A 14,457-nucleotide genomic window follows, 5' to 3' on the forward strand; every position below is an offset into this window, starting at 1 on the left:
ACGTGGTCGTCTGCTGGGCGGCCGGTGCACCGGTCAGGCCCGTCGTGAGCAGGGCCGCAACGGCCGTGGCCACGGCGACCGTCCGGCGACCGCCGCTTCTGCGGAGCTTCATTGTGCTGCGCTTCCTTCTTCCCGACCCGTTGTTCATCCGACCGTTCCGAACGCCACGCCCTCGTTAGGCAGCCCGCCGGAGCCGGGCAGATAAGTGGTGGTCCCGGTGGTGGTCGTCCCGTCGAGGTCGGTCCAAGGCATCACGTAGAGCGCACCCTTGGGTGAGTCCGCGGCCTTGCTGTAGGGCACACCGATGTAAAGATTGATGGAGCCGGACATCAGGGCCATGCCGGTGTAGTCGCGCCCCGCCGCGGCACCGGATAGTCCCGAACCCCGGGTGAGGACCTTGTCGGCGGAGCCGATTGCCGCATCCAGCGGTCGGAACACCTGGACGGCACCTGCGTCCTTGCCAGAACTCGTGTCCTTGCCGGGAACCCCGACAGCCAGACGGACCGTGGCAGTTGTGGTGACAACGTCGGTGTTGATGTTGGCGATGGTCACGCGCTGGCCGAGGTGGTCACCAACGACCGCGTTCCCCTCAACATCCGCAGAGGTTGCGTCGAACGCCGTGACCTCCGTATAGGCCCCGGACGGCCGGATCCGGAAGACAGCAGCGCCACCGGCGTCTGCTGTTGTGCCAACATCCTCACCCGGTGTGCCGACGGCAAGGAGCACATCCGAGTTGTACGTCTGGTCACTGGGCCTGTATCCCGTCAGCGAGACCGACGTTCCGAACCCGTCACCTGCCTCGGCGGTGCCGGTGACGCCGGCGGAGTCCTGGTCGAGCCCCAAGAGAGGCGTAGGCAGACCACCGGTCAATGTGTGGCTGAAGACGTTGACTCCGCCCGCGAACTTTGCCGCGCCGATCGCTTCACCGGGAGTTCCTACAGCGAAGTAGCGGTTCGTTCCGGACAGCGAGTATCCGAAGCGGTCGTTGGCCTCGACGTTGCCCGTCACGCCCGCGTTCTTCTGGCTGACGGAGATCTTCGTCGTGCCCTGGACATACTCGATGCAACCGGCGTCCGGGTAGGTCGTGCCGTTCGCGGTGACATTCTCGCCGGGCACACCAACTACCAGGTACGGCGAACCGCTCGAGGTTTCACCAGCCTTCACCGCATGCCCGAACCAGTCGTACGCCTCGGTGGACGTGGTCGAGTCCAACTCGGCCTGCGTGTAGCCCTCGATCTTGGACCCCGCGCCGATTCCGGTCGACGAGCCGTGAATGACGTACACCGCCCCGGCATCGACCAGTTGGGTTCCACCGCTGGAGACATCCTCGTACGGAGTGCCGACCACCAGATCGGTGCATCCGTCCCCGTCGGCGTCGTAGGCCGAACGTGAGAAGCCGAAGTGGTCGCCGGCCTCGGGAGTCGCGGCCATGCCGGTCGTGGCTTGAGAGATCTCCGCCACGCCCTTGCCGCCGCCAAGTACCACGCGTACCAGTCCCGCGCCTTTGGCTCCGTTCACGGTGGCGTTCGGATCGGCGATGGCCGTGTCGGCTACGCCGTCCCCGTTGAAGTCGTTCGCTACGCCAGCAGTGCAGGTGGCAGCCGAGGCTGGTGAAGACCCCAGCGCCGTGACCCCCGCAACCACCGTGAAAACGCTTGCCGTCGCAGCCAGTAGCCCGGCCAGACGTGTACGCGTACGCACACCCCACCCCTCGATCCCGCCCCGAGCAGACCCTCCCCGGCCCACTCTATGAAAGTTATAAGCGCAGACTAAATACGGAATTACTAAAGAGTGTCAACACCTGATTGCCAGCCCAGATGCACACAGCACACACACAAGGGATGGCCATCCACGGCCATTCGTAACGCATCGAACCAGAGGGCTCCGTTCCAGTCGAGACATGCATAAATCGACCATCCGGCCATGTGGCTCGAACCCCATCCGAGCTGCCACTCCTACAACCCGTCACCGGGTGGTCACGACCTCTCATGGTATCTTCACAGCCCCACATAACTCTCCCCCACAAATGGATCCTGTCGGCAATATCGGCGGCGACATTAAAGCTATCCAAAGAGAAGGGGGATGCACCCCTGATTTTTTGGAGAGCATCAAAATGACCAGGCCAATCGTTTCAGTTGTAATTCCCGCATACAATGCAATGCCCTATATTACGCGTTGCATTTCCTCCGTTGCGGAGCAAAGCATCGGCCAGCAAGCGCTTGAGGTGATCGTCGTCGACGACGGCTCGACCGACGGGACAGCTGCTGAACTGGACCGGCTGTCAGGCGTGTACCACGGACTGCTGCAGGTGATCCACCAGGAGAACTCCGGTGGCCCGGCAGCACCGCGCAACACCGGGTTGGACCTCGCACAAGGACGATTCGTCTTTTTCCTTGACGCCGACGACTACCTGGGGACCGAGACCCTCGAGCGCATGGTGGCGATCGCCGAAAGGAACGGCACCGACATCGTCCTGGGCAAAATGGCGGGTGTGGGCGGGCGCACCCTCCCCAAAACAATGTTCAAGCGCAACCAGCCGAAGACGGACGTCTTCAACTCCCGCGTCTACTGGGCCCTCAACCCGCTCAAGCTGTTCCGTCGCGACCTGCTGGAACGCCACGCACTGCGCTTCCCCACCGGCCTGCCCATCGGCGAGGACCAGCAGTTCGTAGCCCTGGCATACCTGCGCGCGTCAGGGATCTCCGTGATCGCAGACTATGACTGCATCCACTGCACCTTGCGGGAAGACGGAGGCAACACCACCGTCCTCAACCGAGGGTCGGAACCCCGGTTGCGGTTCCTGCCCCACATGGTCGACCTGCTCCTCGAGCACGTACCCTCCGGCCCCGGACGCGACCATCTGGCACATCGGCACCTGACGGTGGAAGTGCAAGAAATTTTGCGCGACCACTTGGTTCACGAGTCTCGCGAGACGCAGCAGAAGATGCTGCGTCAGCTGGCCGAAATCATCGAGCCGTTGTGGCACGACGGAATGAACGACCGGCTATCGGCGATGGCCCGCCTCCGGCTGCACCTGGTACGTCACCTCATGCTCGACGAGCTTCTTGAGGTGATCGCTTTCGAGCAGAGGGTCAACAGGACCAAGGTGGCCACGCCCGTCGTAGTGGAAGAGGGGCGCGCATTCGCGCACTACCCCTTCCTCCGCGATGCAGACCGCGCCATCCCCGACATCTGCTACGACGTCACCGCTCAGCTCGCTGTTCGACACCACGTCGACCGTGCAGAGATCAACGGCAACAGGCTGCACGTGGCCGGCCACGCCTACATCCACCGGGTGGAGACACACGACGTCACCACCGAGTTGGTCCTGCGTGAGCGCAACACGGGCGTGGAGTACCGGCTGCCAGTCACGCACACCGCAACCCCGGGTCTCGACGCTGCCGAAGACGCAGGCCGATTCAGGTACGAGCACGCGGGATTCGACGCAGTCATCGACATCGCGACAGCCGCCCACGGCGACCCCATCGGCGATGGTCTGTGGGACATATCCCTGGCGATCGGTGCCCAAGGCCTGTCACGAGTCGTCCGCATCGGCAGCAAACGAACCCCCGGCGTCTCCGCCAAGGCCTCCACACACGTCATGGAAATTGAAGGCGCATGCCGTGCCGTCACGCTCTATGCGACCAAACCGCACGGCAACCTCACCCTCGACGTCGGTGAGCAGAAGCACGACGTACTGCCGCACCTGACCGTAGCCACCGCTCGATGGACTTCCGACGAACCGCCCAAGCTGGAGTTCAAGGGTCGCTGCACCCTCACCGCCTACCCGGACGCCGCGCTCACCGTGACGCTGACCGACGAGGAGGGCAACGTCGCCACCTTCGCTGCCGACCGTCCCTCGGGGGGCAGCGACTTCGCCGTACTCGTACCAGTCTCTGAACTTCCAGGCGGCGTCTGGAGTGCTGAACTCCGACTGGGGAGTTGGGCTCTGCCCCTCCCGGAACTTGCCCACAGCCTCACACCCACCAAGTGGCACCGACGTGGCCTGCCTTGGTACGCAAAGCCAGTACCGGGCAGTGACTGCGCCCTCAAGCTGGAGGTAGCAAGGATCGATCTGGTGCAGACCATTATCAAACGCATCAGAGGGTGACGGTCTCCACGAGACCGGACGCCGGAGCCAGGGATACACGCGGAGCCGCCAGGTTGGGCCGTACAGCTCGACGTAGGCAGTCGGCCAGCCCGGTGCGCACCGGCTGTCGGCGCTCTCGTCGTACGGGACGCGGGCATCGCGCGTTTCCTCAACGACCGTCTCCCTGAGGCCGGATCCGCGAGAGTGACTGGCATGAACGGCATTGAGCGACTCCCTGCCATCAGTCTGGCCAAGGTTCAGGAAGCGGCGCCCGGTCTGGTCAGTCTTTACAAGAAGGCCGGGGCCAGCATCCGCGAACATGGGCTGGAAGGGCTGCGTGCCGCGGTCTACCTCGTTCTTGATCGATCGGGGTCCATGCGGCCGTACTACCGGGACGGCAGCGTCCAGCATCTTGCCGAGCAGGTCCTGACGCTTTCTGCGCACTTCGATGACGACGGCACCGTGCCGGTGGTGTTCTTCTCCACCGACATCGACGGCGCCACTGATCTCACGCTGGGCCGGCACCAGGGCCGCATCGAGAAGCTGCATCAGAATCTCGGGCACATGGGCCGCACGAACTATCACTGGGCCATGGACGCGGTCATCGACCACTACCTCGAATCCGGCAGCTGCTCCCCCGCCCTGGTGGTGTTCCAGACGGACGGCGGACCCACGAGTCGTATCGCGGCCGAGCGTTATCTTTGCAAGGCCGCCCGGCTTCCGCTGTTCTGGCAGTTCGTAGGGTTCGGTGATCCCGATGACAATGAGTTCGCGTTCCTGCGCAGGCTCGACACTTTGGCCGTCCCGGCTACCCGCATCGTCGACAACGCGGGCTTCTTCCACGCCGGCCGCGATCCTCAAGCCGTTGACGATCAACTGCTGTACGACCGGCTGCTGAACGAGTTCCCCACGTGGCTGACCGACGCCCGCGCCGCCGGAGTCATCCCTTGACGCTCCTCGGATCAAGGCCTCCAGACCCCGGCGGATCAGCCGTGTCGAGGGACCGGAGGGACTGGCATCTCGGATGGGTGTAGCCCCACGACCGTTTTGGAGGATGCGACGGAGTGGGCGACGAGGGTGAGGTCCGTCCAAGGTGCTCGCGGCCTGATCAATTCTCCGCGGTGTGGCAGCCGCCAGCAGAACCGGGTGGCCGGGGGCACTGCGCTGGTGTGGGGGTCAGCCGGCAGTGGGTGACTGTTCGCCCGAGGTGGCGGACATTTCTGAGGTCTGGCCGGCTGCGGTCGCTTCCGCTGTCTCGGCGAGGACGTCGCGGACGCCTCTCAGGTGCGGCGGCGGGTAGGGCAACCCTGTGGGTGGGTGGTGAGTCTTCTGAGCGGTCACGTTGTGATCGTGATCGGAGCCACGAGGAGAGACATCATCAACGCCATACGCAAGACCCTGACCGCCACCGCCGTCGTGGGTGCCGTCCTCGCGGGTTCCGCCGCCTGTGGAACGGTGGAGCAGCTGTCTGCCGGCAGGAAGCTCGAGCAGGCCTTCGAGAAGCTCGGGAAGAAGAAGACGCTCTCCTTCGAGGTCGACCTGAACACCGACGCCGCGTCCTTGAGGGCGCTGGACGCCGCGTCCGACCCCGAACCCGGGGAGGAGATCCCGGACGAGGTTGCCGAGTTGCTCAGCGACGCGAAGATCACCGTGACCGTGCAGTCGAGGAAGGCGCTCGACAAGTCCGGCGAGAAGGACCTCGTCGGTACGGCCGTGAAGGTCGGCACCGCGGACGGCGACCTTGTCGAGTACCGGGTGATCGGCGACTACACCTACCTCCGTGCCGACACGGACGTCCTGGGCAAGACGATGGGCAGCCCCCTGCCGGACGCCGACGAACTGCCCCCGGAGGCCGGGCCGATGAAGGACGTCCTTGAGGGCAAGTGGGTCAAGTTCAGCACCGAGGAGATGGACAAGGCCGCCGCCGGGGGTCAGGAAGCCGAGGGTGGTCCCGCGCCGTCCCTCGACGCCAAGACGCAGAAGAAGCTCGTCAAGGCCCTGCGTGAAGTCATCGCCCGTGAGGTGGAGTTCAAGACGACCGGTGACGGGGGCGATACCGAGCACGTCACCGCCACGGCCCCCTTCCGCACGCTGGTCACCGAACTGTTCGGCGAGATCCGGCCCCTGGTGAAGGACCTGCCGACGGGCATGGAGCTGCCGACGGACAAGGACCTGAAGGACGCTCCCAACGCCAAGGTGACAGCCGACTTCACCCTCAAGAACGGCGAGCTGGCCCAGGTGGACCTCGACCTCGCCAAGCTGGCCGAGAACGCCAAGGTGAAGAAGCTCGGCCTGACAGTGCGGATGCGCGAGGGCACCAAGCCCACCGCTCCGGCCGGAGCCACGACGCTCGACCTCGCCGACCTCATGAACGGCTTCCTCGGCGGTCCGGCGATGACCGATGCCGAGCTCGAAACGAGCGATCTCGCCGACGAGGGCGCCCTGTAAAGCCGAGTTCCGATCACGCGTGAGGCGCGGCGGCACCCGTCCTTTTCCGTCCCCCGTGACGGAAAAGGACGGCCCCGGCCTCTTGCGCCGGACGCCCCGTCAGTACAGCTTGTTGACCGCCGTGGTCGTGGTCTTCTTGAAGGCGGTCACGGGAGCGCCCTTGAAGTCGCCCATCTGTCCCCACTGCAGGACGGTGACGGTCCTGCCGTCCCGCCCGACCGAGAGCAGGTCGACGTCGTTCGCGCCCCAGGATGTCTCGGTGTGCAGGCCACGGACGTGGGCGCCCTCCTCGACCTTCAGCTTGCCGTAGTCCCGGCTCTCGGCCTCGATGTCGGGCGAGGCCTTCTCGATGCGTTCGGCGCAGGTGCGGATCAGGTCGTCGTAGTGCTTCGCCAGGGCCTTGGCCTGGGCGGCCGTGCCCGTCACCACGGTCAGCTGCACGGCACCGGTGTCCAGATCGGTCCTGAACGTGCGGTGCCGGTAGTCGTAGTCGAGCACGCCCTCCGTGCTCACGCAGAAGCCGAGTTCCTCCGGGAACCCTTCGGTGACCGGCCCGGCTGTCCACGACGACGTCGGGTGCGGCGGCAGCTGGGACGCCGACAGGAACTTCGGGACGGCCGCCTTCGGCGCGGCGCCAGCCGGTGCCGTAAGGACCGTGCCCGCCGCGACAGCGGCAACGGCGAGTGCGGTCAGAGCGCTCGTGCGGATGCGCATGGACATGAGTGTTCCCCCGTGAATGAATATGTGGACGTGGATACCGCGGCAAGTCCGGCTGGTCGGCCCGGACCCGGTCGGCGCGACACCAAGAGCATCACCGGTCACAGTCACCGGCCGCAACAACCGACAGCCGATCGCCCACCATGAAACCATCCCAGCCCATCTGACCTGCACAGACATGCAGTACCTGGGACACCGTCCCCGGCTGGGCGAGGCTCGTATGAGGACGAGGGAAGCCTGCGCCGGCACACGCCGACAGAGACGACACCGCTCGGGACGGCAGGGCGGCCGTTCTTCACGCTTCGAGGTGTTGAACAACGTCGCGTGAAGGAACGGCTGCTGGTGACGAACCAAGATCAGCGGGTTGGCTGGACAACCGAGGTCGAACAGCAGGGCTAGTTGTAGTGCGGCCTCAGATGCAGCGAGTTGATGGGACCCAGGTCGCGGTACTCGCCGTGACCGGCCGCGATCGACGACGTGCAGTCGTTCGCGTTGTAACTGAGGCACAGCTCGACCACCGCGCCGTCGTACTGGTTGTTCAGCACCCAGTGGTTGCCCACCTGGTTGCTCAGGTTGTGCGCGCCGTAGGTCCAGTAGATGTGGCTCGGAGACACGGCCGGGTTCTGGTTCTGCGGGTAGATGCAGACTGCGCCGTAGGGGCAACCTGCCCAGTCGGCGGCCGGCTTGGCCTGCGCGGTGCCCGTCGCGACGACGACGGCGGTCACGCCGGCGAAGGCCAATGCGGCGGCGCGCCTCAGCTTGGTGCGCATGGAAGATGAGTCCTCAGCTGTGAGATTGGGTGATCACCGGAGACCCTACGGAGCGGGTGGGCGGGGCAGGTCCTGACAGATGTCAGGGCCGGTGGGCAGCGCGAGTGCGTACGTTCGCGGGAGGCCACCGAGACCAGGGGGATGCTGTGGACGGAGTGCGCAGATCTTGGGGCACGGGGAGAGCGGGGTGGGGTGAACGGCCATGAGGGCGCCGGGTGCGGCTGCTGCTGGCCGCGCTCGTGACGGTGGTGAGTCTCGGCCTGCCGGTCGCCTCGGCGGCTCCGGCGGCCGCCGCCACGGGGTGCGCGCCGCTCCAGTCCGGTGCGAGCCAGGCGGCACAGGCGGCCGTCCAGGTCGCGTGCCGTTACGTCGGACGGCAGTACGCCTGGGGTGGCGGTCACGCGCAGGGCATGCCCGGTCCCAGCCAGGGCATCTACGACCACTGGTACCCGGAAACCGCCGCGGATCCGACGTACTGGAGCTTCGACTGCATCGGCCTGGTGCGCTGGGCCTGGTACAAGGCGACCGGCCGCGACATCATCACCGAGCGCACGACGCAGGCGACCTTCGCCGCGCCCGGGTACGCGCACACGAAGCTCCTCAAGTCCCAGGGGTCCGCCGTCCTGCTTCCCGGGGACATCATGTACTTCGGCGCCGACGGCGCCGGGCCCACGCACGTCGCGCTCTACCTCGGCAACGGAATGATGGTCGAGGCGCCCGAATCCGGCGCGAAGATCCAGGTCAACACCATCAACGCCCGCTGGGACCGCTACCAGGGCGCGTTCCGTCCGCACGCCGACGCCGTGCAGATGGTCTGGACGTGGGACGGTCGCGGCTCGTACCACAAGACGTGGGGCCAGCCCAATCTGCGGCAGGACTCGAACACCGGCAGCCGGATCAACTTCACCAACGGCAACGGCATCTCCGTGGAGGTGCGGGTGCTGTGCCAGCGGGTGGGCGAGCGGGCCACGGTCGACGGCATGGTGAACAACGTCTGGTCGTATCTGCCGGACTACCACAGCTGGATCAGCAATCTCTTCGTCCAGGGGCCGGCGTTGCTCAAGGACGTACCATCCTGCGGCGACTTCCCACCGATCGGCGGAACTCTGGCCGGCGCGGAGAACAACACGTCCTGCGGCGACGGTACACAGCCCGACTCCGCGGGTGCCTGGACGGCCAGGTCGACCACCGTCTTCGGCCGTACCGTGGAGCTCCGCTACGACGGCACCACGGAGTGCGCCTGGGGCCGCATCACGGGGGGCACGGTCGGCGACGAGATCTGGGGCCTTCAGTGGCTCGACGGTGCGGGCTGTGACGGCACGAGTGCCGGCTCTCCGCGCGACGGGGCCGCCGTGCCCCAGGCGTCCGGCCGCTTGCTCATGCGCCGCCACAGTGGTCTCAGCGACCGGTAGAAGCGGTCCGGCAGGAACACGGCGTCCGCGATGATCATCGCGCCGGAGAAGAGTGGCAGCCCCATGAGGACGGCGATGCCCAGATGCATGCCCAGCAGCATGGTCAGGACCGGGTATTTGAGCCGCCCGAACAGGACGAACGGGAAAGCGACCTGCAGCAGCACCGTCAGGTAGCAGGCGATGGCGATCAGTACGTCGTGCTCGTCCGCCATGAGGGAGAGCTCGGGCCAGGGCCGGAACAGGTCGAGGTTCAGGACGTAGTGGAGAGCGGTGCCGTTGCCCCAGGTTCCGCCCTGCACCTTGTAGAGGCCCGCGGATCCGTAGAGGAAGCAGACCTGGGCCGCGATGACGAACATGCCGCAGTTGTGCAGCACGGACGTCAGGGTCCGGCGGGAATCGCGGAGCCCGGCCGCAGCCCGAACCACCGGCGGGCGCGTGGGTTTCCCTGTGGGGACTCGGAGACGGGTTCTGCGCGCGTCCAGGGACCAGCGTCGGCCGCATGCGGTGAAGACCAGGTACACGGCCATCAGGAGGACGAGGTTGTCTCCGCCGTCGGTCATGAAGATGGCCCTGGAGTGGAACGAGGCCACCACGACCGCGAACAGCACGGACACCGCTCTGGTCCGCCAACCCACCATGAACAGCGCGGAGGTGACGAGTGCCAGCACGTAGCAGCTCTCGAAGTACGCCCGGCTGTCGGACAGGGTGAGGATGCTGGCCCACCCCGTCTGGTCGAACAGCTGCCTGGCCAGCTCGGGCGTCCATGGTGAGCCGGGGCCCCAGATCTCGTCGCGGTGCGGAAACTCGCGCAGCAGGAAGACGAGATAGAGCAGGCCGTATCCGATCCGGAGGACCGCGGCGGCGTACAGCGAGACCGGCCGGCCGGTCACGACGGTGAGCAACTCACCGATCCGCCCGGATACATGGCGCGGCGCGCCCGCATCCGCCTCGGGAGTGCGCCGACACGGCGGGAGCGACTGCTCAGTTTCCATGGGAGTCCACCTTCCACCAGGGCAGGTACCGCGTTTCGGCAGATCTCGGCGCCGTGGCGGACGCGTCGGGGCCGCTCGCCGCGGCAGGTGCGGCGATGGGCACGGTGATCACCCGCAGCTGGACGGACTCGAAGGTGCCGCCGCGGTGGTCGGCGATGCGATCCGCCGCGATGTTGGTCAGGTACCGCTGCACCATCAGCGCCCGCTCCGAGCGGGGCCGGTCGTCGCCACCATGGGTTTCGACGTACGAACTCCACGCCCGCCGCAGCATGTTCTGCGCCGTATGGCTCGGGAACGCGTTGTGCTCGACCGCGGAGTTGTCGACGGCGGTCAGGTCGAACCAGCCGCTCACCCGGACGGTGCCGTCCGGGGCGGTGTGCATGGTCCTCGCCGAGATCTGTCGGTTGACCGACTCCGGATCCGGTGCGAAGAGTCTCCAGTTCTGCTCGAACAGGGGGAAGACCCACGCACTGACCTGCCGGCTGTACTGCTGGGAGAGCGGGTTGGGGGGTGCCACGTGCAGGAACACGAACAGGACGTGGATCAGGGCCGCCGCCAGGCACAGGGCCACGGCGGCGCTCGTCACGGCTCTCAGGAGGATGGGCGGAGACTGCGAGGGATCTTGGAGCGCAGGGATTTCCCCTCCCCGGACCTTCTCCCTTGTCGGCTCGGGCCTCACGGGCCATTCCGTCCTGGCTTCTCTCACTGCTTCTCCTGAGATCTCGCCGGCGGCGCGCGACGGAACTGCCACGATCCGGCGCGCGCCGCTGGTCCTGATTGCTCACATGGAGCTAGTCAGACTTCTCGTGGTGATCTCCGTGGCCACTGCCGTGGCCCGCGGGTTTCCCGCCGGGGCCGTGGTCGTCGGGCTTTCCGCCGGGGCCGTGGCCCTCGGGTTTCCCGCCGGGACCGTGGTCGTCGGGCTTCCCGCCGGGACCGTGGTCGTCGGGCTTCCCGCCGGGACCGTGGTCGTCGGGCTTCCCGCCATGGTCGTGGTCGTCGGGCTTCCCGCCATGGTCGTGGCCGTTTCCACCGGTCGCCCCACCGGTCTGGCCGCCTGTCGCACCGCCGACGGCGCCGCCGCTGGTGGCGCCCGCTACGAGGCCGCCCAGCACGCCACCGGTGGTTCCACCGGACGTCAGAACGCCGCCCAGAACACCACCGGTTCCACCACCCGTCGGCACACCGCCGATGACGCCGACCGTGGTGCTGCCCGTCGTGCCACCTGACGTGGCACCGGCGATCACACCACCCGTGATCACTCCACCGGTGGTGCCACCAGTGCCCCCGGCCGCGCACGGCCCCAGGAAGATCCTGTTCGTGTCCAGCGTCACGGCGCCGTCACCGGTACCGCCCGCATCGGCAAGCAGCCGGCCGTTGATGGTCGCCCCCGTGGTGGCGCTGATCGAGGCGTTGGCCAGGATGGTGCCCACGAACGAGGTGTTGGTACCGAGCGTGGCCGAACTGCCCACCTGCCAGAACACATTGCACGGCGAGGCACCGTTGACGAGGCTCACCGTGCTGTTCTCGGCTGCCGTCGTCAGAGTCGAACCGATCTGGAACACCCAGACGGCATCGGGGTTGCCCTGAGCGTCCAGGGTGAGTGTGTCGGTGATCTGTGCGCTGCTGTTCGCCCTGTAGAGGCCCGGCGTCAGCACCTGGCCGCCGAACTCGTGGGGAGCGTCGTTGTACACCACGGGGTCCAGCGACTGTCCGGCGGCCTGGTTGTACGCCGTGGTCAGCTCGACCTTGGCCTGGCCCGCGTGGGCATCGGCAGCGTGCAGAGTCCCGGGCGGGGTCACAACGCCGGGTGGGAACCCGGTGATGGCCATATTGGGGCTCACACCGACGTTGAGACCATTGACCACCGTGGGGCCGGTGTTGGTGACCGTCGCACCACCAAGTACGCCGTAAGTGGCCAGCGTCGTACCGATCGGTACGGGGGTGGCAATGGCATTTGCGCGTGTCGGCGTCAGCGCGAGGACGACGGCGGCGATCACCACGGCCGTCACCGCCGCGATCCAGGCCGACATGGTTCGTCGTGGCGGAGCGTCAGGGATATTCAGCGTCATCGGGGCCAACTCCTTGGTACGGATGGTCTTGGCGGTTCCCGCTCGCACAGAATCGCCTGTTTCTGGCGTTGGAATATTACTGAGGAGTCTGCCGGTCGGTGATTTACACGAGCGGGTTATCCGGAATCGCCGAATGGGCCGTGAAATACATAGGAATACTTAATGAGTCGGGTGGCTCAAAAATCGGAACTATCGCCGGAGGCTGTCGGAAAGCGCACCACCCTGAGGCGGCACGACCCACGGTCGGACCGGCGCACCACGTCATCCGGCGCGCGGCAGGCGGCAGGCGGCAGGCGGCAGGAAAAGCGCATTCAAGAAATTGCTCGGGGAATTTCCGAGCCGAACCGTCCGCAGTACTATCAACTGCGGGCCAGTTCACTCTCCCGCGCAACCGCCCGGAAGGGCCAATCCGGCGTGTTCGCGCCGGATTCGCTGTCACCGTCGCCATCGGCGATACCGGGACCGGGAGGACGCCGGATGATGGCCACCATGCATATCCCCGCTTACGACAACGGCATGCCGAAGGCGTGACCTGGGATTCGCCCCGGGACCCCGGGTCCTGGACCGCCCAGGTCACCGTTGCCGCGGCCCCGCCGAACACCTGTAGTTGCACGACAAGTGCCTGTTTTCGATCCCTGCCGGTAGAACGCCTGGCGGCTCCGGCCGTGAGGCACGTGACGAAGTCACAGTCCATTTTGGCAGTCCGAAGAACACGACGGCATGGCGCATGATCAACAACGCTTGTTCCATGGCAATCTGCGGGCCAGCAGGATGACTTGGAGCCCGGAGGTACACCGCTCGTGGCGGCGAATAGCAATCCCACCGTCAGGAGACGTCGTCTGGGCGCTGAGCTGCGCCGGCTCCGCCTGGCCAGTGGGCTGAAGAGCATTGAGGTGGCCGAGCGGCTCATGGTCTCCCAGCCAAAGATCAGTCACCTGGAGAACGGCCGTCGAGCCATCAGTCCCCGCGACGTACGCGATCTGTGTGCGCTGTATGGGGTGGCGGATCAGCAGGTCATCGACTCCCTGATGCAGATGGCCAGGGAATCCGGACAGCAGGGCTGGTGGCACGCCTACGGCGACATCCCCCAGAGCGTCTATGTCGCTCTGGAGACGGACGCCGCCTCCCTCCAGACCTACGAATCCATGGCGGTCCCCGGGCTGTTGCAGACTCCTGCCTACGCCCATGCGGTCATCGGGGAAACGTTCCCGCTTCCCACTGTCGAAGAAGCCGGCACGCGGCTGAAGGTGCTGCTGCGCCGTCAGCACCGGATCTACGACCCGCATCGCCCGCTGCGCCTGGGGGTCGTACTGGACGAATCGGCACTGCGCCGTGTCGTCGGCAGCCCGGACGTCATGCGTGAACAGCTGGAGCACCTGAACGCCCTTGGCGCCGAGCCGTACGTCACGGTGCAGGTCCTCCCCTACGCAGTCGGCGCCCATCCGGGCCTGTCCGGACAGTTCTCCATCCTGCAGTCCGGGGACAGCACCGCGGCGAAGGTGGTGTATCTGGAGCGGTTCACCAGCGACCTCTATCTGGACAAACCCTCTGACGTGCAGCTCTACAGCGGGATGTATGACCAGCTTCAGGCCCAGGCGCTCGATCCCGACAGCAGCCGCGACTTCATCACCGACGCCATCAAGTCGTACATCGCCGTGGCGAGCCGGCCTCAAGCGGTTGGCGGTTCTGGCCCTTGAGACGGCAAGGGCAGGGGTGCCGAGGTCGGTGGCGAGGTCGGCTGATGACGTGTGCGGTACGCGCGGCACGGCACCGAACACAGCCGACGTCGCACCGTATGGAAGGGGCAGCCGATGTGTGATTCCTTGACGCTCCTCGGCACAAGGCCTCCAGACCCCGGCGGATCAGCCGTAGTTGAGGGACCGAAGGGACTGGCATCTCGGACGAACGCCGTGCTCCACTCCCCCGTCCCCAGCCACCGAAAGCACGCCACGACGC

The 14,457-nt window shown here is 66.4% G+C and carries 10 protein-coding genes and 1 pseudogene; 5 read left to right on the forward strand and 6 right to left on the reverse strand.

The window, feature by feature from the left end; genetic code table 11:
- Positions 1–144: 144 nt before the first annotated feature.
- Entirely contained in the window at positions 145–1,701 is a 1,557-nt protein-coding gene (locus tag ACFY0U_RS39540; RefSeq protein ID WP_388644403.1) for an integrin alpha, read from the reverse strand.
- 325 nt (positions 1,702–2,026) lie between these two features.
- Between ACFY0U_RS39540 and ACFY0U_RS39545 the strand changes: the two genes are divergently transcribed.
- The 3 genes from ACFY0U_RS39545 (at position 2,027) to ACFY0U_RS39555 (ending at position 6,538) form a co-directional block, all read left to right on the forward strand.
- On the forward strand, positions 2,027–4,111 hold the full coding sequence (locus ACFY0U_RS39545; protein ID WP_388644405.1) for a glycosyltransferase family 2 protein: 2,085 nt from the start codon (positions 2,027–2,029) through the stop codon (positions 4,109–4,111).
- Between the two features lie 192 nt (positions 4,112–4,303).
- Entirely contained in the window at positions 4,304–5,041 is a 738-nt protein-coding gene (locus ACFY0U_RS39550; RefSeq protein ID WP_388644407.1) for a vWA domain-containing protein, read from the forward strand.
- Positions 5,042–5,545: 504 nt separating this feature from the next.
- The gene (locus ACFY0U_RS39555; RefSeq protein ID WP_388644685.1) at positions 5,546–6,538 is read left to right on the forward strand and encodes a hypothetical protein; all 993 of its coding nucleotides are present in this window, start codon (positions 5,546–5,548) and stop codon (positions 6,536–6,538) included.
- A gap of 99 nt (positions 6,539–6,637) precedes the next feature.
- Here the strand turns inward: ACFY0U_RS39555 and ACFY0U_RS39560 are convergent, their stop codons facing one another.
- The gene (locus ACFY0U_RS39560) at positions 6,638–7,258 is read right to left on the reverse strand and encodes a hypothetical protein (protein WP_388644409.1); all 621 of its coding nucleotides are present in this window, start codon (positions 7,256–7,258) and stop codon (positions 6,638–6,640) included.
- A 392-nt stretch (positions 7,259–7,650) separates the two neighbouring features.
- Entirely contained in the window at positions 7,651–8,025 is a 375-nt protein-coding gene (locus ACFY0U_RS39565) for a hypothetical protein (RefSeq protein ID WP_388644410.1), read from the reverse strand.
- Between the two features lie 248 nt (positions 8,026–8,273).
- Here ACFY0U_RS39565 and ACFY0U_RS39570 point away from each other — a divergent pair.
- Positions 8,274–8,771, forward strand: a pseudogene (locus ACFY0U_RS39570) (C40 family peptidase); the annotation flags it as partial.
- Between the two features lie 542 nt (positions 8,772–9,313).
- Here ACFY0U_RS39570 and ACFY0U_RS39575 read toward each other — a convergent pair.
- The 3 genes from ACFY0U_RS39575 to ACFY0U_RS39585 form a co-directional block, all read right to left on the reverse strand.
- Complete coding sequence (locus ACFY0U_RS39575) at positions 9,314–10,429, reverse strand: HTTM domain-containing protein (RefSeq protein WP_388644412.1); 1,116 nt, start codon at positions 10,427–10,429, stop codon at positions 9,314–9,316.
- Positions 10,419–11,015, reverse strand: a complete 597-nt coding sequence (locus ACFY0U_RS39580) for a DUF5819 family protein (protein WP_388644414.1) — start codon at positions 11,013–11,015, stop codon at positions 10,419–10,421. Before ACFY0U_RS39580 ends, ACFY0U_RS39575 begins: the two co-directional genes overlap by 11 nt.
- Before the next feature lie 205 nt (positions 11,016–11,220).
- On the reverse strand, positions 11,221–12,501 hold the full coding sequence (locus ACFY0U_RS39585; protein WP_388644417.1) for an ice-binding family protein: 1,281 nt from the start codon (positions 12,499–12,501) through the stop codon (positions 11,221–11,223).
- Between the two features lie 800 nt (positions 12,502–13,301).
- Here ACFY0U_RS39585 and ACFY0U_RS39590 point away from each other — a divergent pair.
- The gene (locus tag ACFY0U_RS39590) at positions 13,302–14,198 is read left to right on the forward strand and encodes a helix-turn-helix domain-containing protein (protein ID WP_388644419.1); all 897 of its coding nucleotides are present in this window, start codon (positions 13,302–13,304) and stop codon (positions 14,196–14,198) included.
- The last annotated feature ends 259 nt before the right edge of the window (positions 14,199–14,457 follow it).

The organism is Streptomyces sp. NPDC001536, from assembly GCF_042894505.1.
In the GTDB taxonomy this organism is placed as follows: Bacteria; Actinomycetota; Actinomycetes; order Streptomycetales; family Streptomycetaceae; genus Streptomyces.

Coding starts and splice junctions, on each gene's coding strand:
- ACFY0U_RS39585 (WP_388644417.1), bottom strand. CDS start 12,501: ATGACGCTGAATATCCCTGACGCTCCGCCACGACGAACCATGTCGGCC.
- ACFY0U_RS39560 (WP_388644409.1), bottom strand. CDS start 7,258: ATGTCCATGCGCATCCGCACGAGCGCTCTGACCGCACTCGCCGTTGCC.
- ACFY0U_RS39565 (WP_388644410.1), bottom strand. CDS start 8,025: ATGCGCACCAAGCTGAGGCGCGCCGCCGCATTGGCCTTCGCCGGCGTG.
- ACFY0U_RS39550 (WP_388644407.1), top strand. CDS start 4,304: ATGAACGGCATTGAGCGACTCCCTGCCATCAGTCTGGCCAAGGTTCAG.
- ACFY0U_RS39575 (WP_388644412.1), bottom strand. CDS start 10,429: ATGGAAACTGAGCAGTCGCTCCCGCCGTGTCGGCGCACTCCCGAGGCG.
- ACFY0U_RS39545 (WP_388644405.1), top strand. CDS start 2,027: ATGGATCCTGTCGGCAATATCGGCGGCGACATTAAAGCTATCCAAAGA.